Below are 19,548 nucleotides of genomic sequence, written 5' to 3'. Positions count from 1 at the left end.
GGGACAATATAGGTGTTTTATTAAGAGGGACGAAGGCTGAGGAGGTAGAGAGGGGTATGGTATTAGCCAAGCCTGGTTCGATAACGCCTCACAAGAAGTTCAGTGCGAGGGTTTATGTATTAGAGGAGAAGGAGGGTGGTAGGCATACTGCGTTTACGGTTGGTTATCGTCCTCAGTTTTATTTTAGGACGACCGATGTAACTGGTGAGGTAAAGAAGTTTAAAGACAGGGAGATGGCGATGCCTGGAGATCATGTAGAGATGGATGTAGAGTTGATATATCCTGTTGCTATGGAGAAGGAGCTTCGTTTTGCTATAAGAGAAGGTGGAAAAACTGTTGGTGCTGGTGTTGTAACAGCAATTGAGGAGTAAAGAGTGCAGACGATTGTGCAGCTTGTTTGCAGTGAGTGTAATAGAAGGAATTATACAAAAGAGAGGGCAAAGACAAAGAAGGATAAATTGCAACTTAAAAAGTATTGCCCTCGATGTAGAAAACATACGCTTCATAAAGAAAAATAGGCCTGTAGCTCAAATGGTTAGAGCATCGGACTCCAAATCCGGAGGTTGGGGGTTCAAGTCCTCCCAGGCCTGTTTTGAGGAAAAATATGTTTAAGAAATTGGTGAGTTTTTTGAAAGAGGTGAAACAGGAATTATATAAGGTTTCCTGGCCTAAATTGAAAGAGGTAAGGATTTCTACTCTTATTGTAATAGTATTTTCAATTATCCTTACCGTTGTTATATGGTTTTTCGATTTTATATTTTCAAGAATTTTTATTTTCCTGGTGAGATAAAATGGGAGAGATTAATAACAGAAATGATAAAAATAAATATAAATGGTTCATAATTCATGTCTTCACTGGACAGGAAAGACAGGTCTGTAATTATCTCAGAGAGCAAAGTAAGAATAAAAAAATGGAGGGTTTGATAGATAAGATCATTGTTCCTGAGAGGACTATTAAAGTTAGGGATAGTAAGGGAGAAATTAAGGAGAAAGAGAAGAGTCTTTACCCTGGTTATATTTTAATTCATGCTGTGGAAAGTGAAGCTGTTATGCAACTTATAGCTGAGTCTCCAAAGATAATGGGTTTTTTAGGTAGAAAATCTGCACAACCAATAACTGATGAAGAGGCTGAAAAGATTTTAGAACTGATGGGGACGGTTGAAGAAGTAAGTGATACAAAATTCTTAGAAGGGCAAACAGTTAGGATAATTGATGGGCCTTTTACGGATTTTAATGGCACAATAAAAGAGTTAAATAGAGAAAAAGAGAGGTTGGTTGTGATGGTTACGGTTTTTGGTAGAGCTACACCCGTTGAGTTAAGTTATAATCAGGTTGAACCAATATAATATAGGAGAGGGAAAATGGCAGTAGATAAAGTAAAAGCACAGGTGAGGTTATTAATTCAGGCTGGCCAGGCTACACCTGCTCCGCCAGTTGGGCCTGCCCTTGGTCAATACGGGATCAATATTATGGAGTTTTGTAAGCAATTTAATGAGAGAAGCAAAGGAAGAGGAGATGATTTGATTCCTGTTGTTATAACTGTTTATAAAGACAACTCTTTTGATTTTATAATGAAAAGCCCACCAACTTCTTTTTTGTTGAAAAAGGCTGCTGGCATTCTTAAGGGTTCTAAAGAACCTAATAGGGAAAAAGTTGCAACTGTTACGAGAAAACAACTTAGGGAAATTGCAAAAGCAAAGTTAGACAGTTTTAATACCGATGATATTGATAAAGTGGTGAAGATTATAGAGGGAACAGCCCGTTCGATGGGAATGTTGATCGAGGAAGGTGAATAATGAGAAGAAGTAAAAGATATAAAAAGTTGATAGCTTCTTATGATAAAGGGAAAAGATACGATCCTAAAGAAGCTATAAGTCTTATTAAGAAGATGGCTTCCGCAAAATTTGATGAAACTGTAGAGGTGGCTATAAGGCTTGGTGTGGATCCAAGGAAATCAGATCAAATGGTTCGTGGCTCAATCCTTTTCCCACACGGGATTGGAAAAGAAAAAAAGGTTCTTGTCTTTGCAGAGGGAGAGGCTCTTTATGAAGCTGAAGAAGCAGGCGCCGATTGGGTTGGAGGGCAAGAATTTATAGAGAAAATAGAGAAAGGTTGGTTAGAATGTGATGCAATTGTTGCTATACCTGAAATGATGCCTAAGATCGGAAAATTAGGGAAGATTCTTGGTCCAAGAGGCTTAATGCCAACACCTAAAAGTGGAACGGTGACTAAGGAAGTTGGGAAAGCAGTGAAGGAAATTAAACAAGGAAAAGTTGATTTTAAGGTAGACCAGGGAGGAATTATTCATATTCCTATAGGAAAGGCTTCTTTTGAAGAAAGTAAGCTTTATGAAAACTTAATCGAGCTCCTGAATAAAGTTTGGAGTTTGAAGCCTCCTTCTGCAAAAGGACAGTATTTAAAATCTATAAGTATTTCTACAACTATGGGACCAGGAATTAAAATAGATCCTAATTATGTAAGAAGAGAAATAATCGCTGGGGGAGTAAAATGGGGTTAAAGGAAAATGAAATTTTAATAAAAGAGATTAGCGAAAGATTAAAAAGGGCAAAGTCTTTGTGCTTTACCAGCTTTTTGGGAATGAAAGCGGATCAAATTAACAAGCTTAGAAGAAGTCTTAAAAGGGAAAATGCAGAGTTAAAGGTGTTTAAGAATACTTTGATTAAAAAGGCATTCGCTGAGAAAGGTGATGGAAACAATATTGAGAAATTTATTAATGGACCAACAGCTTTGGTTTTCTGTTATGGAGACCCCATTCAGCCTCTTAAGGTTCTCTATAACTTTAAAAAAGATAATGAGCAACTTGTGATTAATGGAGGATTAATTGAAGGGGAATTCTTTAATTATGAAGTCTTTGGTAAGCTTATTTCTATACCCTCAAAAGAGGAACTTTATAGGAAGATTGTTTCTTCTTTGAGTGCTCCTATTAATAGATTTGTCTTTATTTTGAGGGGAGTGCCAAGAAAGGTTGTTTCTGTTTTATCTCTTGTAGCAAAACAAAAGGAGGAATAATGTCAGAAGGGACTAAATTATCCAAAAATGCTGAGAAGGTAATAGAGTTAATTGAAGGTATGACAATTTTAGAATTAAACGCTCTTGTAGAAGCAATGGAAGAAAAATTTGGTGTTTCTGCTGTGGCTGCTCCAGTAGTTCAAGCTGTGAGTGTTGCTGAACAAGCGCCTGGAGCTCCGGCTAAGGAAGAAAAGGCTGAATACAATGTTATTCTGAAATCTTTTGGAAACAGTAAACTTGCTGTTATTAAAGAAGTAAGGTCTTTGCTTTCGTTAGGACTTAAAGAGGCAAAAGAACTTGTAGAATCGGTTCCCTCAGTTTTGAAGGAAGGAGTCTCTAAGGAAGTAGCGGAAAATATTAAAGCTACTATTGAAAAAGCCGGTGGCGAAGTAGAGATTAAGTAAAGGCTTTTGAGAATAAATAATAGAGACTCTTTAGATAAGTTTAAAAAAGGAGGTAACTAGTTGACTCCAAAAAGGAAATTTTTCCATAATGGGAGGAGTCTTATTGATTTGGAAGAACTGAATTTCTCTCCTCCTGATTTTTTGGCTGTCCAGATAGAATCTTTTGAAAATTTTATTTTACAAAGATATAACCATACACCTCAGAATAGACCACCTTTGGGTCTAGAGGGGGTGTTCAGGGAAGTTTTCCCTGTGGAAGATATCCAAGGTAGATATAAATTGGAATATTTATACTACTATCTTGGAGAACCAAAATATACTCCAGAACAGGCGAAGGAGAAAGAACTTACTTATTCGGCGCCTCTTTATGGCAGATTTAGGCTGATTGAATATGAAGAGCCTGAAAGGATTGAATTTGAGGAAGAAATAGAAGGGTTTGAGCCTCATAGGGAGGTTAAGCAGTCTATTGAACAAGATGTTTTTCTTGTAGATTTTCCGCTAATGACTGAAAGGGGGGATTTTATAATAAATGGAGTGGAAAGGGTGATTGTTTCTCAATTTCATAGGGCACCTGGTGTTTATTTTGAAAAAGAGGAAGTGGATGAAATTCGGAGTAAATGCACTGCACAAATAATTCCTGATAGGGGTCAATGGTTAAAGTTTAATATAAAACTAACTGAGGCAATAAAAGCTAATTTAAATGGAAGAAGAAATTTCCCTGTTACAATTCTTGTTAAAGCTTTGGGATATCTTGAGGATGTGAAAGAACTTGAGAAAGAAAGAAGAGAACTTTTGAATTTACTTAGAGATAAAGGTTATAAAAAAGAATATATAGAAAGAATAAGAGAGATTGAAAGACAGCTTGAGTCTTGTGAAGGTAGATGGAATAGTGCAGAGAAGATCCTTCCTCTTTTCTTTGAGGTTGAGAAGATTCCTGTTAACAACAAAATTATTGATAAGGTTCTCGCAAAGGATCTCTTTTCAAAAGATACAGGGGAAGTCTTTTTAGAAGCTGGAACTAAGATAGAAGAACCTCACATTAAAGAGTTTAAGAAGCTTGGTTTAGAAGAGGTTGAGGTTTTAAAGGATGTTGAGAAGAAGACGGTAGATTATATATTGAATTCTTTTAAGAAAGATAAAACCAAAAATGGAAGGGAAGCAATTCTTGAAGTTTATTACTATTTGAGAGGAACTGATGCTCCAAATTTGAGGGTCGCGAAGGACTTTTTTGTTTCTTCTTTTTTTGACCCTATTAGATTTAATCTATCTAAGGTGGGAAGACACGTTTTGAATAGAAAGTTGAATCAAAATGTTGATGAAAATATTCTTTCTCTTTGCACGGAAGATTTTATAAATGTGATTAAGGGATTAATAGAACTTGCTGATGGAAAGAGAGAAGAGGATGATATAGACCACCTTGGTAATAGGAGAATTAGAACGGTAGGAGAACAACTTGAAAATCAAATGAGAATCGCTTTGGGAAGGGTGGCTAAAACTGTTGCGGAAAGGATGGTAATTTCTGAAAGTGGAGAGTTAACTCCTCAGGAGCTTATACATTCAAGACAAATTAAGAGTGTTCTTAATTCTTTCTTTGGAACAGGACAGCTTTCTCAATTTCTTGATCAAACTAATCCTCTTGCTGAACTCACAAATAAAAGACGTTTGTCAGCGCTCGGCCCTGGTGGTCTTACAAGAGATACGGCGGGTTTTGCGGTTAGAGATGTTCACTATTCCCATTATGGGCGAATTTGTCCAATAGAGACTCCAGAAGGACCCAATATAGGTCTTATCACTTCACTTGCTTCTCTTGCAAGGGTGAATGAAGATGGTTTTATAGAGACACCTTATAGAAGAGTTAAAAATGGAGTTTTGACCAATGAAGTTGAATATCTTGATGTGAACGAAGAAGATAAATATACAATAGCTCCTGCTAATTTGAGGGTAGACTCAAAGGGTAGAATCTTAGACGAGTATGTTATAGCAAGGGAAAGAGATAGTTATCCATTTGTAAAAAGAGAAGAAGTTGATTATGTAGATCTTTTACCTCAACAGCTTGTTTCTGTTTCTTCTGCTTTAATCCCATTTTTGGAACATGATGATGTAAATAGAGCTCTTATGGGTTCAAATATGCAACGTCAAGCAGTGCCCCTTATAAAACCAGAAGCTCCTCTTGTTGGGACAGGGGTAGAGGCTAAGGTAGCTAAGGATTCTGGAGCAGTTGTTCTTGCCAAAAGAGATGGAATTGTAGAAAAAGTGACTGCTAAAGAAATTTGGATTAAACCAAAGGACGATAAAGAAGGACCTCCTTACGATATTTATACTCTTAGGAAGTTTGAGAGAACTAACCAGGATACTTGTGTTAATCAGATTCCCATCGTTAATAAAGGCGATAAAGTTAAAAAGGGAGAAGTTATTGCAGATGGGGCTGCAACTTCTTATGGAGAACTAGCCCTTGGGCAGAATGTCCTTGTCGCTTTTCTCCCTTATTTTGGATGGAATTATGAGGACGCAATTGTTGTTTCCGAAAGGTTATTAAAGGAAGATATTTTTTCTTCCTATCATATTGAAGAATACACTTGTGAAGTTAGAGATACAAAGCTTGGTCCTGAAGAAACAACAAGGGAAATCCCAAATGTTTCTGAGGAAGGAACAGCTAATTTAGATGAAGAAGGTATTGTGAGAATTGGAACAGAAGTTAAAGAGGGAGATATTTTGGTAGGGAAAGTTTCTCCAAAAGGGGAAACAGAACTTACCCCTGAGGAAAAACTCTTAAGAGCTATTTTTGGAAAGAAAGCCGAAGATGTTAAAGACACTTCTTTAAGGGTTCCTTCAGATGTTTATGGAGTGGTTATTGGAAGTGTGGTTTTGGAGAGAAATGCTCGTAAGGCGAATGTGACAAAAGTAATGGAAGAATTTGGGAAAAGAATAGAAGAATTGAAAAGTAGAAAAAGAAAGTTTTTAATTGGAGCTTTAGTTGGAGAAAAAGCCAAGGATTCTATATATATTACCCCTCTAAGAAAAAAAGGTAAAGGGAAGAGACAACTTTTGGTTAGGAAGAATGAAGTAATTAAGGAAGAGCATTTTAAAAATGTAGATGGGATAATGGAATTTAATTCTTATCCAGAAGTTCAGAAATTTGTTGAGAAGATTGATAAGTTGATTGAAGAAGTAGAAAAGCAGAAAGAAAATGCTCTTAAGATTGCAGAGAGAGGAGATGAACTTCCAGCAGGTGTAAATAAAATGGTAAAAGTCTATATTGGACAAAGAAGAAGGCTTTCAATAGGAGATAAGCTTTCAGGACGACATGGTAATAAAGGAGTGATAGCTGCAATTGTTCCAGAAGAGGATATGCCTTTTATGGAGGATGGGACTCCTGTGGATGTTGTTCTTAATCCTTTGGGAGTTCCTTCAAGGATGAATGTAGGGCAGATTCTTGAGACTCATCTTGGATGGGCTGCCCAAAAGTTAAATATAAAGGTTGCCAGCCCTATTTTTGAAGGAGTTCCTATTGAGAAGATAAGAGAATTACTTAAAGAAGCAGGTCTTCCTGATGATGGAAAGGTTGTCCTTTATGATGGTAGGACAGGAGAGCCTTTTGATCAAAAGGTGACTGTTGGTTATATTTATTTGATGAAACTCTATCATATGGTGGAGGATAAACACCATGCTAGGGCTACAGGACCCTATTCCCTAATTACTCAACAACCACTTGGTGGAAAAGCTCAATATGGTGGACAGAGATTTGGAGAAATGGAAGTTTGGGCTTTAGAAGGATATGGCGCTGCATACACTTTGCAGGAAATGCTAACAATTAAATCAGATGATGTGGAGGGTAGGAATAAAGCCTATGAAGCTATTGTAAAGGGAGAACCTCCACCAGAACCAGGGATGCCAACTTCCTTTGATGTTCTCGTTAAAGAGTTAAGAGGCTTAGCTTTGAATGTTGAACTTTTAAAGGAAGGTGAGGAGGAAAAAAGATGAGGTTTAATGAGGGTAGATATAAAGATGGTTTACCCAAACACTTTGACTTCATTAGATTTTCGCTTGCTTCTCCAGAAAAGATCTTATCTTGGTCTTATGGAGAGGTAAAAAAAGCAGAAACAATAAATTATAGAACTCAAAAACCTGAGATAGGAGGATTGTTCTGCGAAAGGATTTTTGGTCCTGTAAAAGATTATGAATGTAACTGCGGAAAATATAAAGGACCAAAATATAAAGGGCATATATGTGAAAGATGTAAAGTTGAAGTTACGAAGTCAAGCGTAAGAAGAGAAAGGATGGGTCATATAGAACTTGCAATCCCAGTTGTTCATATCTGGTATTATAGGGTTAATCCAAGTATTATAGGAACGCTTTTGGGGTTGAAGAAACTTCAATTGCAGAGAATTCTTTATTATGAGTCTTATATAGTGATAGACCCAGGAACCGCTCCTCTTAAAAAAGGGCAGGTGATCTCTTATGAGAGTTATTTAACTCTTAAAGAAAAATATAAAGGGGCTTTTGTTGCTAAGATGGGTGGAGAGGCAATTTATGATCTTCTTAAAGAATTGGATCTTGTAAAATTATCGGATGAACTTAAGAAGGAAATAAAAACAGCGGATTCAAAACATATAAAGAAAAAACTATTGCAAAAGCTTTCTATTGTGGAAGCATTCCTGAAATCAGGAAATAAGCCAGAATGGATGGTCCTCAGGGTCTTACCTGTGATTCCTCCTGATGTTAGACCTCTTGTTCCTCTTGAAGGAGGAATTTTTGCTACCTCTGATGTGAATGATCTTTATAGAAGAGTAATCACAAGAAATAACAGGCTTAAAAATTTGATCGAGATAGATGCACCTCCTACAATACTTAGGAATGAAATGAGGATGCTACAGGAATCTGTTGATGCACTTTTTGATAATTCAAGATTAAGTAGAGCTATTACTGGTAGAGGGAATAGACCGCTTAAGTCTTTAACAGACTCTATAAAAGGAAAGAAGGGTAGATTTAGAAGAAATCTTTTAGGTAAGAGAGTTGATTACTCTGGTAGGTCTGTTATTACAGTGGATCCTACTCTTAAGCTTTATGAATGCGGTTTGCCAAAGAAAATGGCTAAAGAACTCTTTAAGCCTTTCCTCATAAGAAAGTTAGAAGAGGCGGGCATTGTTGATTCAATAAGACAAGCAAGGAAAGTTTTGGAAGCTAACGATCCAAGAGCTTGGGATCTTTTAGAAGAAGTAGTAGAAGGATATCCCATTCTTCTTAACCGAGCTCCTACTCTCCATAGGGTTTCTATACAAGCCTTCTTACCAAAACTTGTGGAAGGGAATGCTATTCGTATTCATCCTATGGTTTGTCCTCCTTTTAATGCAGATTTTGATGGAGATCAGATGGCTGTTCACGTGCCTCTATCCCCTTATGCACAGTTGGAGAGTTATTTCCTTCTTTTGTCTTCCAGAAATATTCTTTCTCCAGCTAATGGTACTCCCTTGATGGTTCCTACTCAGGACATTGTTATAGGTATTTATTATCTAACAAAGACTCGCTTGGGAGAAAAGAAAATAAAAGGCTATTTTGATAGTATGGATGAGGTGATCTGTGCTTATGAGGAAAAAATAATTGGACTTCATGATTGGATAAAATTGAGGTATAAAGAAGAATGGATAGAGACGACAGTAGGTAGAGTTATTTTTAATGAGATTGTTCCCGAACCTTTAAGGTGGATTAATGAAACCTTAGAAAGTAAAGGGCTAAAAAATTTGGTCTTACAATGCGTTAAAAAACTTGGTATGGAGAAAGCGGCTGAGTTTCTTGACGAGATTAAGAAACTTGGATTTGATTTTGCCACTAAGTCTGGGTTAACTTTTGGTGTAACAGATATGATTATTCCAGAGGGAAGGGAGAAAATAATTGAAGAAGCTCAAAAGAAAGTTCAAGAAGCAGAGAGACAGCATAAGGTTCAGGGAATTATTACTGAAGGGGAAAGATATAATAAAGTTATTGATACTTGGGCTTGGGCTACAGAGGTTATAGAAAGAGAATTGGAAAGAGCTCTTGCTCAAGATAAAGATGGATTTAATCCTATTTATATGATGAGCACCTCTGGAGCAAGAGGTAATATGGATCAAATAAGACAAATCTGTGGTCTTAGGGGTCTAATGGCGAAGCCACAGAAAAAGCTTTCTACCCAGGCAATAATAGAAACTCCTATTTTACATTCGTTTAAAGAAGGATTGAATGAAATGGAATACTTTATCTCTTCTCATGGAGCAAGGAAGGGACTAACGGATACTGCGTTAAAGACCGCTGAAGCTGGATATTTAACTAGAAGGCTTGTTGATGTGGCTCAAGGAGTTGTTATTACAGAAGAAGACTGTGGAACTGTTATGGGAGTAGATGTTTCTGCTCTTGTTGAAGGGGGAAAAGTTGTGGAGTCTTTGTTTGATAGAATAGAAGGTTCTTATACTGCTGATGATGTAATCCATCCTTTAACAGGAGAAATTATTGTTCCTGCGGGAGAGTGGATTGATGAGGAGATTGGTAGACAAATTGAAGAAGCAGGAGTGGAATCAGTTAAAATTCGTTCTGTTCTTACTTGTGAGTCTGAAACAGGGATTTGTCAGAAGTGTTATGGTAAAGATCTATCTACAGGAGAATTGGTTCAACTTGGAACAGCGGTTGGAATAATCGCAGCTCAATCTATTGGAGAGCCTGGGACTCAATTGACTTTGAGGACATTCCACGTTGGAGGAATTGCAGGAGGAGAGGCTGCTGAATATTATCAAAAGGCTCCAAGAGATGGAAAGGTAGAGTATGGTAAAGATATAATTTATAATAAGGCACCTGGGAAACCTATTGTTGTTCTTTCCAGGAATTCTTCTCTTTATCTTACCTATCCTGAAGGAAGGATAAGATATAGAATTCCTTATGGGTCTATTCTTAAGGTTAAAGATGGACAAGAGGTTACAAAAGGGACTATTTTATTTGAGTATGAGCCTTATTCTAATTTGATAATTTCAGAGAAAGCTGGAGTGGTTAGATTTGTAGATATTATAGAAGATGTGACTCTGAAGGAAATGGTTGATGAAACCGGTAAGAGTCAGAGAGTTTTAGTTTATGGTTCAAAGAGTAAGTATCTACCTACAATTGAGATTATATCTGGTAATAAGAAAGTTGCTGAATATTCTATTCCAACTGGTTCTTATTTATTTGTTGAGGATGGTGCTAAGGTTGATGTTGGTTCTCTTTTGGCTAAAAAGCCAAGAGAGATTGCCAGAACCCAGGATATAACAGGAGGTCTTCCAAGAGTAGAAGCTCTTGTTGAAGCAAGGTCCCCAAAGGATAAGGCTATTATCTCAGAAATTGATGGAATTGTTCATTTCGGCAAAGTAACAAGGGGTAAGAGGATTATATTTGTTGAATCAGATAAAGAAAGAAGAAAATATACCATTCCTTATGGTAAGTATTTTATGGTTCATGAAGGACAAAGAGTGGAAGCTGGAGATAAATTGTGTGAGGGATTTGTCGATCCTCATGACATTCTTAGAGTAAAAGGTGTAATTGCAGCTCAACAGTATTTACTTAATGAAATTCAGGAAGTTTATAGGATGCAAGGAGTTAATATTGACGATAAACATATAGGGATAATTGTTCGCCAGATGTTTAGAAAAGTTAGGATAGTAGAAAGTGGAGATACTACTTTCCTTGAGGGACAGGTGGTGGATGCTAAGGAAGTAAGAGAGGTGAACAAAAAGATTGTTGCTGAAGGCGGACAACCCGCAATTTTTGAGCCCGTTCTTCTTGGAATTACCCATTCTTCACTTTCTCACGATTCTGTTATAGCAGCAGCTTCTTTCCAACACACTACAAAAGTGCTTTTGAATGCTGCTTTGGAAGGTAAAAGTGATTATCTTAAGGGTTTGAAAGAAAACGTGATAATAGGTGGAATGATTCCTGCTGGAACAGGATTTAGAGAGTTTAGGAAGATAGAAGTTAAATATAAGAAAGAAGAATTAGCAGAAGAAGCAAAAACAGCATAGGAGGTTTTTTTATGCCTACAATAAATCAATTAGTAAGATTGGGAAGAAAAAAAATAAAGAAAAAAACGAAAACCCCAGCTCTTGGAGGCTGTCCACAGAAAAGGGGAGTTTGTTTGAGAGTTTATACAACAACTCCTAAGAAACCTAATTCTGCATTGCGTAAAGTGGCTAGGGTTAAGTTGTCTAATGGAAAGGTTGTTACAGCTTATATACCTGGAGAGGGACACAATCTTCAGGAACATTCAATTGTTTTGGTTAGAGGGGGGAGAGTTAAAGATTTACCAGGAGTGAGATATCATATAATAAGAGGGGTTTATGACGCAGCAGGTGTGGAGGATAGAAAAAGAAGTCGCTCTTGTTATGGAACGAAAATGCCTAAAAGTGGTGTAGTTAGTTCTGGTGATAAAGGAGAGGAGAAATGAGAAGAAGAAGAGCTGTAGAAAGGAAAGTTCCTCCAGATTATAAGTACCATTCTGAATTGGTGACAAAGTTTATAAATAAGTTGATGAAAAAAGGGAAAAAAACTATAGCGGAGAAAATCTTCTATAGAGCAATAGATCTTATTACAGAAAGAACAGGAAGAGAAGGCATTGATGTTCTTAATCAAGCAATTAATAATGTTAAACCAATGGTTGAAGTTCGCCCGAGAAGAATTGGCGGGCAAACCTATCAAATACCGATTGAGGTAAGACCTAGTAGGAAAAATTCTCTCGCTATTAAGTGGATAATAGAAGCTGCGAGGAATAGGGAAGAATACAGAATGGAAGAGAGACTTTGTAATGAAATTATTGCTGCTTCCAGAAAAGAAGGGGCAGCTTATAAGAAAAAAGAAGAAACCCATAAGATGGCAGAAGCTAATAAGGCTTTTGCATTTTTCGGCTGGTAGGTTATTTTTCAATAAAATAAAAATCTTCAATGTCCGAGGAAAATTACTCTGATAAAAGGGTTGAAATTCCAAACGTCCGGAATATAGGAATAATAGCACATATTGATGCAGGAAAGACCACTCTTACAGAGAGGATTCTTTTTTACAGCGGGAAGGTCCATCGAATGGGAGAAGTAGATGAGGGGACGACTGTTATGGACTATATGGATCAAGAGAGAGAAAGAGGAATTACTATTACTTCTGCTGCTACAACTATCTATTGGAAAGGGAAGAGGATAAATTTGATAGATACACCTGGACATGTTGATTTTACTGTTGAGGTTGAAAGGAGTCTTAGAATTCTTGATGGAGGAGTGGTTGTTTTTAGTGGGGTGGAGGGCGTTGAGGCTCAGTCTGAAACGGTCTGGAGACAAGCAAATAGATATAATGTTCCCAGAATTACTTTTGTGAATAAGTTAGATAGAAAAGGGGCGGATTTTTTTGAAACCGTAGAGGAGATGAAAAGGAAGTTGAAAGTAACACCTCTTGTTTTAGGCATTCCTCTATTTCATAATGATATGGTAAGAGGATTGGTTGATATTGTTGAAATGAAAGCTTGGATTTGGAAGGATGAGATGGGTCTTAATTTTGAATCACTTCCAATTCCTCAAGAATATCTTGATTTAGCAAAAAAATATAGGGATGAACTTCTTGATAAGGTTAGTCTTTATGATGATGAGGTGGTTGAGAAGTTCCTTAAAGAGGAAGAGATAGAACCCTCCCTTTTGAAAAGAGCCATTAGAAAAGGAACAATTAAGGGTGATTTTTTCCCTGTTCTTGGAGGATCTGCTCTTAAGAATGTTGGCGTTCAGAAAGTTATGGATGCAATTGTTGATTATCTCCCCTCGCCCTTAGAAGTTGTTCCTCCCAAAGGGAAGGTGCCAGGAACAGATGAAATAGAAGAGAGAAAGAACGATCCTTCAGAACCTTTTAGTGCTCTTGTTTTTAAAATAGCGGCAGAACCTCATGGTAAGCTTGCTTTTGTAAGAATTTATTCAGGGAAGATCCAAAGAGGAGAAAAAGTTTTAAATGTTAATACGGGTAAAATAGAGAGGATTTCTAAAATTTTTCTTGTCCACGCTAATAGACGACAAGAAATTGATTCTATAGAAGCGGGAGAGATTGGAGCTTTTGTTGGCCCATCAGAGATTGCTACAGGACATACATTAACAGATCCTCTTAGGCCAATTCTTTTTGAGCCCCCAAGAGTTCCTGAGCCAGTTATTTTTACAAGTGTTTCTCCAAAGACTGCTTCAGATCAGGAGAGACTAATGGCTGCTTTAAACAAAATTCAAGAAGAAGATCCTACTTTCTTGGTTAAAAATGATAAAGACACAGGGGAAACTTTAATCTATGGAATGGGAGAATTACACCTTGAGGTTATAATGGAAAGACTAAGAAGGGAATCAAAAGTTGAAGCACGAGTGAGAAAGCCAAGAGTTGCTTATAAAGAAACTATTACACAAAAAGCTACAGCTGAAGGAAGGTTTATAAAACAAACAGGTGGAAAAGGACAATATGGGGATGTTATTTTAAGGTTAGAACCAGCAGAGGAATTTCAGTTTGTAAACGAAGCTAAAGCTACTGAAATTCCTAAGGAATTCTTGGGAGCAATTGAAGAGGGAATTAAGGAGGCAATGTCTTCTGGGAGCTTGGGAGGTTTTGAAATTTTAGGATGTAAAGTTGTTTTGGTGGGTGGCTCTTATCATGAGGTGGATTCAACAGATATTGCATATAAGATAGCTGCTTCTAAGGCATTCAAAAGTGCATATAAGAAAGCCAATCCTGTTCTTTTAGAACCTATTATGAAAGTAGAAATAACCGTTCCAAATGAATTTTTTGGGGTTATTTTGGATGATGTTAATTCGCGAAGAGGAGAAATAAAACATGTAGAACATAAGGGAGAAGTAACAATGATTGAGGCTCTTATTCCACTTGCAAATCTTTTTGGTTACGCTACAGATCTTCGTTCTTTAACAGGAGGGAGAGGGGTGTATTTTATGGAGTTTCATAAATATGAAAAAGTTCCAGAGAAAGTTATGGAGAAAGAAGTTGAAGCTTAAACCCACAAACCCATTGCCTCTCTTACCATATCCATTGTTTCTTTAGCTTTAATAGAGGCTTTTTTTGCTCCTTCATAGAGGATATCAGCTACATCAACTTCCTTTAATATAATTTCTCTTTTTTCTCTTATAGGAGTAAGAAATTCGTTAAGTGAAGAGGCTGCTTTCTCTTTACATTCAACACAGCCTCGTTGTCCCTTTTTGCATTCTTTCTCTACTTCCTTAAGATTAGGAATCTCAATGGCAGAAAGATATGCGAAAATCACACAACCTTTTGGATGCCCAGGATCATTTTTTCTAATTTTTTTAGGATCTGTGAAAGCTGAGAGTAACTTTTTTTTAATTTCTGAGTAACTATCCGAAATGTATATAGCATTGCCCAAGGATTTTGACATTTTTCTGCCATCTAAACCAGGAATTCTTGGTGTTTTTGTTAAGATTGGTTCTACCTCTGGGAATATGGTTTTATATACACTATTAAATTTTCTTGCAAATTCACGAGTGATTTCGAGATGAGGAAGTTGATCTTCTCCAATTGGGACTTTATTTGCTCTATAAATTAATATATCAGAAGCTTGAAGAACCGGGTATCCAAGCAGTCCATAGCTTACCTGCCCTTTAAGTCCACTATCTTTTATCATTTCTTTAAGGGTTGGATTCCTTTCAAGCCTTGGAACAGTTATTAACATAGAGAAGAGAAGATGAAGTTCTGCATGTTCTTTTATCTGGGACTGAACAAAGAGAACCGATTTCTTTGGATCAATCCCTACTGCTAACCAATCAACAACAGTTTCGATTATTCTGTTCCTTAACTCTTGAGATTCTTCGTAATTGGTGGTTAGAGTGTGCCAGTCAGCTACCATATAAAATGTTTCATATTCACTTTGAAGCACTACCCAGTTTTTTAAGGCACCAAAATAATTCCCAATATGGATTTTACCTGTTGGTCTTATTCCACTAAGTATTCTTTGCATTTAACCTCCTTTGAAAACCTTCAGAAATATTATAAGGCTCATTATCAATAAAAGCAAAATTATTAGATAACCATAGGACTTTGGCTTATATGTATATTTTTGAAAACGCTTTTTAAAAGTCATTATTTTTTCCTTTTAATTGGTAGCATCTTGAAGTCATATTCAATAACTTCTTCTTGTTTCACTTCAATTAGAGATGTGTAAGGATAGTAACCTTCGGAGATAATCTTTAAAATGTAATTTCCAGGGGAAAGGTAAATGTTATATTCTCCTGTTTCTGTTTCATTTTGTGTTTTTATTGTATCAGAATTTTCAATAATAATTTTAGCGCTGATTGGCTCTTCAGTTTCTACATCTTTAATTTTTCCTTTGAGAAGAGAAATTTGTTTTCTTTCTCTTAATTTTAAAAATATATCTGTTTTTTCTTTAAGTAAAACAACAGTATCAGTAGAAATGAAATTATCTGCGTAAGCAGAAATTGGATAAATTCCTTTTGGTAATTCAAATTTCATTTCTCCTTCTCTTATCTGAAAACTACCTAAATCCGCAACGGAGACAAATCCTGAGATTGGATTCCCTTCTTCATCAACAAGAAATATTCTTAATGATAAAAGCTCTTTTATTTTTTTTTCATAATTTTTTGAGGAAATCCCAAAAGAGAAGCTCCAAGAAGGAATTCCGTAATATCCTGTATTTACCCCGGCTTCCCTTAAAAGGATATTTGATGGAGTTATTTCTTCTTTTCTTTCCCCAAATAAAAGGAACGAGATCCCTAAGGAAAGCTCAAAGTTATTCCATTTTGATAGAATTATATTTGGTGTTATATAAACAGACATAAAAGGAGTTTGACTTAACATTAAAAATCTCTCTAATTTGTAGCTAATACTAAAGATTAAAGTATCAGGGTTAAATTGAATTTTTGAATTAAATAAATAGTGTCTTAGAACAGGTTCTGTTGAATAAGTTATAAATTCAAACTCGTTCTCAATACGAAACATTAAAAGTTTTGTCAAAAGGTCTATCCCTATACCTTTTCCCTTTTCTTTAATAGAGAAGTTTCTTAAAAGACCCTCTTTGGTTCTGCCAGGAAAATGAAAGATAGGAAAGAGGCTTAAGTGAAATTCTCTTATACTCCTGTTTGCTCCACTTTTTATTAATATATCTGAAAGCCCAAAATCATTTTTAGTGGATGTATAATCAAAACCAATTCCTCCTTCGATTTGAGAAAATAGCCATTTTCCTCTATTTGCTAAAGATAAATTTAAATTATTTGAATATATTGAACCTCTTTTAAATGTTTCAATTTCCACATTATATTCAATAAAAGAAAATAATAGAATAACCGTCATTATACTTGCACTTCTTTGTAAGTAGAGGTTTTGATCCCCCAACTCATTGATTCCGTGTTATAAGCTATTCCAACTTTACCATCTTGATCTACTATGGCAATGCCAAAGTCTATGTCAAATTCTTGGATTAAATCCATGGCAGCTTCTTCGGCACTATGCTCAGCAAGATAATCATCCACTTTTTTGGCAATCATTTCTTTTATTATAACCTCCCCAGGTCCAGTAATTGTGGTTGCTCCTCTTGGAGAGGCATAAATTCCTCCACCTAAGATAGGCACGTCACTAACTCTACCTGGAAGATGAAAAATAGGACCACCTGTGGAAAGGGCTGCGGCTATATTACCAAAGCTATCCTTTGCGATTGCTCCAACTGTTTCGTTAGAATATAAACTTTTCAATTTTTCTATTTCTTTTTCATCACATTGGTTTTTTTCTTTAAATAGCTTTTTCATTTCATCGCTTAATGGATTATATTCTTTGAAACCTCTGCTTCTTGCAAATTGAAGTGCTCCTTCTCCGGCAAGAATTAAATGTTCCGTTTTATCCATTACTTCGTAAGCTACTCTTACAGGATTTTTTACATTTTTTATTGAGATTACAGCGCCAAATTTTCCTTCTGAAGTTGCAACTGAGGCATCCATTTCTGCTTCTCCATAAAGATTTGGGACAGAGCCACTTCCTGCATTGAAAGCAGAGGAATCTTCAATTACCATAATTGCTTTGACAACTGCAAGAGCTGCTTCTCCTCCTTCTTTTAGGACCACGAAACCTGCCTCTAGAGCTTCCCCAAGCACTTTTTCTCTTAAAGAGGAGTCTCTTAATTTCTTACTTGCTCCTCCATGAACTAATAAAAGTATTTCTTCTATCATAAGATTAATTCTATTAAATCTGTTCTATTTGTCAACAGGAGTTTCTAAGACTAAATGACATAAACTCTTGACTTTTCTTTAGTTTTTGTTTATTTTAAAATAAAAAGGAGTTTTTATTGAAGGAAGAAAATATTGATTTAATAGTAAAGACATTGAAGGAGTATAAAAAAAGAGGAAATCTTGAAGATATTCTTAAAATCGTTAAAGGATATGGAAGTTTGGGTTTTTTTGAAGAAGCCAAGCGATATATTGAAGAATTTCTTGAAAAAGGAGGAAGTGTAAAGGATCTTGTGGCTATTTTAAAAGATCTTCCAATGGAATTAAAAAATGTTATTTGGCCAAGTCAACTTATCTTAGAAGGAGAGTTTGATGCGGATTCTTTTCTTGAAATGGGCACTCTCCTCTGGGAAATTGGTTCTCCGGACGAGGCGAAAGAGAATTATTTGAAGGCTTTTGAGTTTTACGTTCTTTTGGGTAATAGAGAGTCTGCCGAGCAGGTTTTAAAAATTCTTAGAGAAAATTACCCAGAAGATGAAGGTGTAAAAAAACTTGTATTTAGAGATGTAAAAGAAGAAATCCTTTCTAGACTTAAGAGTTTTATTCCGCCACAACCTGATTATGAAATAGATTTAAGATACGCCCTTGCAAGGGCTTTTCATAAAGAGAATTTACTTCAAGAGGCGGAATCTAATTATAGAAGGATTTTAGAGTTAGATAGTTCTCATAACTCTAAGAGGTTGCTTGTGGCTCTTTTACGTGAGAGAGGCTCGTTAGAGAGTTCTCTTTTTCTTGCAAGAGAGTTAGAAGGAATAGAGAAATTAGAAGAATTGTATTCTATATCTCAATCTTTTAGAAATTTTGGGAAGTTAGAAGAGGCAAGATCTGTTTTGAGAGAGATATATGAAATTGATCCGGATTTTAAGAATGTAAGAGAACTTTTGGGTATTCCAAAAGAAGTAAGGAAAGAGGAAAAAGGAGAAGAGAAGGTTCCTTTAAGAGTAACTGTAAGAGAAAAAGTGGAAAGGGACATTAAACCTGAAGAGGGGGAATTTAAAGAGAAAAAAATTGTTTTTCTATAAGGGGATTTAAAGAGTGAATTATGAATCTTTTTATGGGTTAAATAAAGAACCTTTTCGTGATATTCCGGATCCAAGTTTTTTCTATAATGGACCTGAGCATTCAAGAGCTCTTGTTAAATTGCTTCATATTATAAGAAAAAATAGAGCTTTGGGTTTATTAACAGGGGATGTGGGTTGTGGGAAGACGACTATTATAAGAAAAATTTTTGCAGATTTGGATGGGAATACCGAGTTTTTTGTTAGTATTTTGACAATTACTCAGCCGAATTTTTCTGTTGAGTGGTTTGATAAAAAATTGGGAGAGATTCTTGGTCTTGAATTTGGTTCTGAAGATAGAACGGAGATGAAAACAAAATTGGTTAGGGAACTTGAAAGAAGGCTTAGGAAAACCAATAAAAAAACAGTAATTCTTATTGATGAGGCTAATAATATTACAAATCCAGAGGTGATTGAAGAAATAAGGGGTCTTTCAAATTTGGAATTGGAGGGGTTTAGGTTGCTCACGATTATTTTGAGTGGGATGAAAGAAATATATGAGAGAATAAAAGACAATATTTCTTTTAGACAAAGGCTCGGAGCGATTGTTAGCCTACCTCCTTTAACTCTTAATTCAACCATAGATTATATAAATTATAGATTGGAACAAGCAGGAGCGACAAGTAAGATATTTAGTGAGGAAGCTTATAAATTGATATATGATTTTACTTTGGGTATTCCAAGGTCAATTAATGTAATTTGTGATAATGCGCTTTTAGAAGGGGCTTTACTAAGAAGAAAGATAATAGAGGAATCAATAATAAAAAGAGTTGGCGAAGAACTTATGCTTAATAGGTAACT

General features: G+C 36.0%; 18 protein-coding genes and 1 tRNA gene. 16 read left to right on the top strand and 3 right to left on the bottom strand.

Annotated elements, in window-relative coordinates; all coding sequences use genetic code 11:
- The 14 genes from tuf to fusA all read left to right on the top strand — a co-directional run.
- On the top strand, positions 1–371 hold a 371-nt coding region (gene tuf, locus ABIN61_05205), incomplete at its 5' end, for an elongation factor Tu (GenBank protein MEO0293602.1).
- A gap of 3 nt (positions 372–374) precedes the next feature.
- Positions 375–518, top strand: a complete 144-nt coding sequence (rpmG, locus tag ABIN61_05200; GenBank protein MEO0293601.1) for a 50S ribosomal protein L33 — start codon at positions 375–377, stop codon at positions 516–518.
- Positions 517–590 (top strand) — tRNA-Trp (locus ABIN61_05195). The genes rpmG and ABIN61_05195 overlap by 2 nt, the downstream gene beginning before the upstream one ends.
- A gap of 14 nt (positions 591–604) precedes the next feature.
- Positions 605–790, top strand: coding sequence for a preprotein translocase subunit SecE (secE, locus tag ABIN61_05190; GenBank protein ID MEO0293600.1), 186 nt, complete (start codon positions 605–607; stop codon positions 788–790).
- Position 791: 1 nt separating this feature from the next.
- The gene (gene nusG / locus ABIN61_05185; protein ID MEO0293599.1) at positions 792–1,346 is read left to right on the top strand and encodes a transcription termination/antitermination protein NusG; all 555 of its coding nucleotides are present in this window, start codon (positions 792–794) and stop codon (positions 1,344–1,346) included.
- Between the two features lie 15 nt (positions 1,347–1,361).
- Positions 1,362–1,796: a 50S ribosomal protein L11 gene (gene rplK / locus ABIN61_05180; protein MEO0293598.1), complete on the top strand. Its 435-nt coding sequence runs from the start codon at positions 1,362–1,364 to the stop codon at positions 1,794–1,796.
- A complete protein-coding gene (rplA, locus tag ABIN61_05175) occupies positions 1,793–2,518 on the top strand; it encodes a 50S ribosomal protein L1 (protein ID MEO0293597.1) in 726 nt (241 codons plus the stop codon). The genes rplK and rplA overlap by 4 nt, the downstream gene beginning before the upstream one ends.
- Positions 2,509–3,030: a 50S ribosomal protein L10 gene (rplJ, locus tag ABIN61_05170; protein ID MEO0293596.1), complete on the top strand. Its 522-nt coding sequence runs from the start codon at positions 2,509–2,511 to the stop codon at positions 3,028–3,030. Before rplA ends, rplJ begins: the two co-directional genes overlap by 10 nt.
- Positions 3,030–3,434, top strand: a complete 405-nt coding sequence (rplL, locus tag ABIN61_05165) for a 50S ribosomal protein L7/L12 (protein ID MEO0293595.1) — start codon at positions 3,030–3,032, stop codon at positions 3,432–3,434. The genes rplJ and rplL overlap by 1 nt, the downstream gene beginning before the upstream one ends.
- A gap of 60 nt (positions 3,435–3,494) precedes the next feature.
- Entirely contained in the window at positions 3,495–7,415 is a 3,921-nt protein-coding gene (rpoB, locus tag ABIN61_05160) for a DNA-directed RNA polymerase subunit beta (protein ID MEO0293594.1), read from the top strand.
- Positions 7,412–11,452 (top strand): DNA-directed RNA polymerase subunit beta', encoded by a 4,041-nt coding sequence (rpoC, locus tag ABIN61_05155; protein MEO0293593.1) that lies wholly within the window; start codon positions 7,412–7,414, stop codon positions 11,450–11,452. The genes rpoB and rpoC overlap by 4 nt, the downstream gene beginning before the upstream one ends.
- Positions 11,453–11,463: 11 nt before the next feature.
- Positions 11,464–11,874 (top strand): 30S ribosomal protein S12, encoded by a 411-nt coding sequence (gene rpsL, locus ABIN61_05150; GenBank protein MEO0293592.1) that lies wholly within the window; start codon positions 11,464–11,466, stop codon positions 11,872–11,874.
- Positions 11,871–12,338, top strand: a complete 468-nt coding sequence (gene rpsG, locus ABIN61_05145) for a 30S ribosomal protein S7 (GenBank protein ID MEO0293591.1) — start codon at positions 11,871–11,873, stop codon at positions 12,336–12,338. The genes rpsL and rpsG overlap by 4 nt, the downstream gene beginning before the upstream one ends.
- A gap of 29 nt (positions 12,339–12,367) precedes the next feature.
- The gene (gene fusA, locus ABIN61_05140; GenBank protein MEO0293590.1) at positions 12,368–14,440 is read left to right on the top strand and encodes an elongation factor G; all 2,073 of its coding nucleotides are present in this window, start codon (positions 12,368–12,370) and stop codon (positions 14,438–14,440) included.
- On the opposite strand, the gene trpS is transcribed toward fusA, so the two are convergent.
- The 3 genes from trpS to ABIN61_05125 form a co-directional block, all read right to left on the bottom strand.
- Positions 14,437–15,414, bottom strand: coding sequence for a tryptophan--tRNA ligase (gene trpS, locus ABIN61_05135; GenBank protein ID MEO0293589.1), 978 nt, complete (start codon positions 15,412–15,414; stop codon positions 14,437–14,439). The genes fusA and trpS overlap by 4 nt on opposite strands.
- 122 nt (positions 15,415–15,536) lie before the next feature.
- Positions 15,537–16,763, bottom strand: coding sequence for a hypothetical protein (locus tag ABIN61_05130; protein MEO0293588.1), 1,227 nt, complete (start codon positions 16,761–16,763; stop codon positions 15,537–15,539).
- The gene (locus tag ABIN61_05125) at positions 16,763–17,632 is read right to left on the bottom strand and encodes an isoaspartyl peptidase/L-asparaginase (GenBank protein MEO0293587.1); all 870 of its coding nucleotides are present in this window, start codon (positions 17,630–17,632) and stop codon (positions 16,763–16,765) included. The genes ABIN61_05130 and ABIN61_05125 overlap by 1 nt, the downstream gene beginning before the upstream one ends.
- Before the next feature lie 116 nt (positions 17,633–17,748).
- On the opposite strand from ABIN61_05125, the gene ABIN61_05120 reads away from it, so the two are divergent.
- Positions 17,749–18,711: a hypothetical protein gene (locus tag ABIN61_05120; protein ID MEO0293586.1), complete on the top strand. Its 963-nt coding sequence runs from the start codon at positions 17,749–17,751 to the stop codon at positions 18,709–18,711.
- Positions 18,712–18,724: 13 nt separating this feature from the next.
- Positions 18,725–19,546: an AAA family ATPase gene (locus ABIN61_05115; protein ID MEO0293585.1), complete on the top strand. Its 822-nt coding sequence runs from the start codon at positions 18,725–18,727 to the stop codon at positions 19,544–19,546.
- Positions 19,547–19,548: the final 2 nt, after the last annotated feature.

Source organism: candidate division WOR-3 bacterium (assembly GCA_039804165.1).
Lineage (GTDB): Bacteria > Hydrothermota > UBA3072 > UBA3072 > UBA3072 > JAFGHJ01.
The sequence above is the reverse complement of the archived record's forward strand: the minus strand, read 5'-3'. Positions and strand labels throughout refer to the sequence as shown.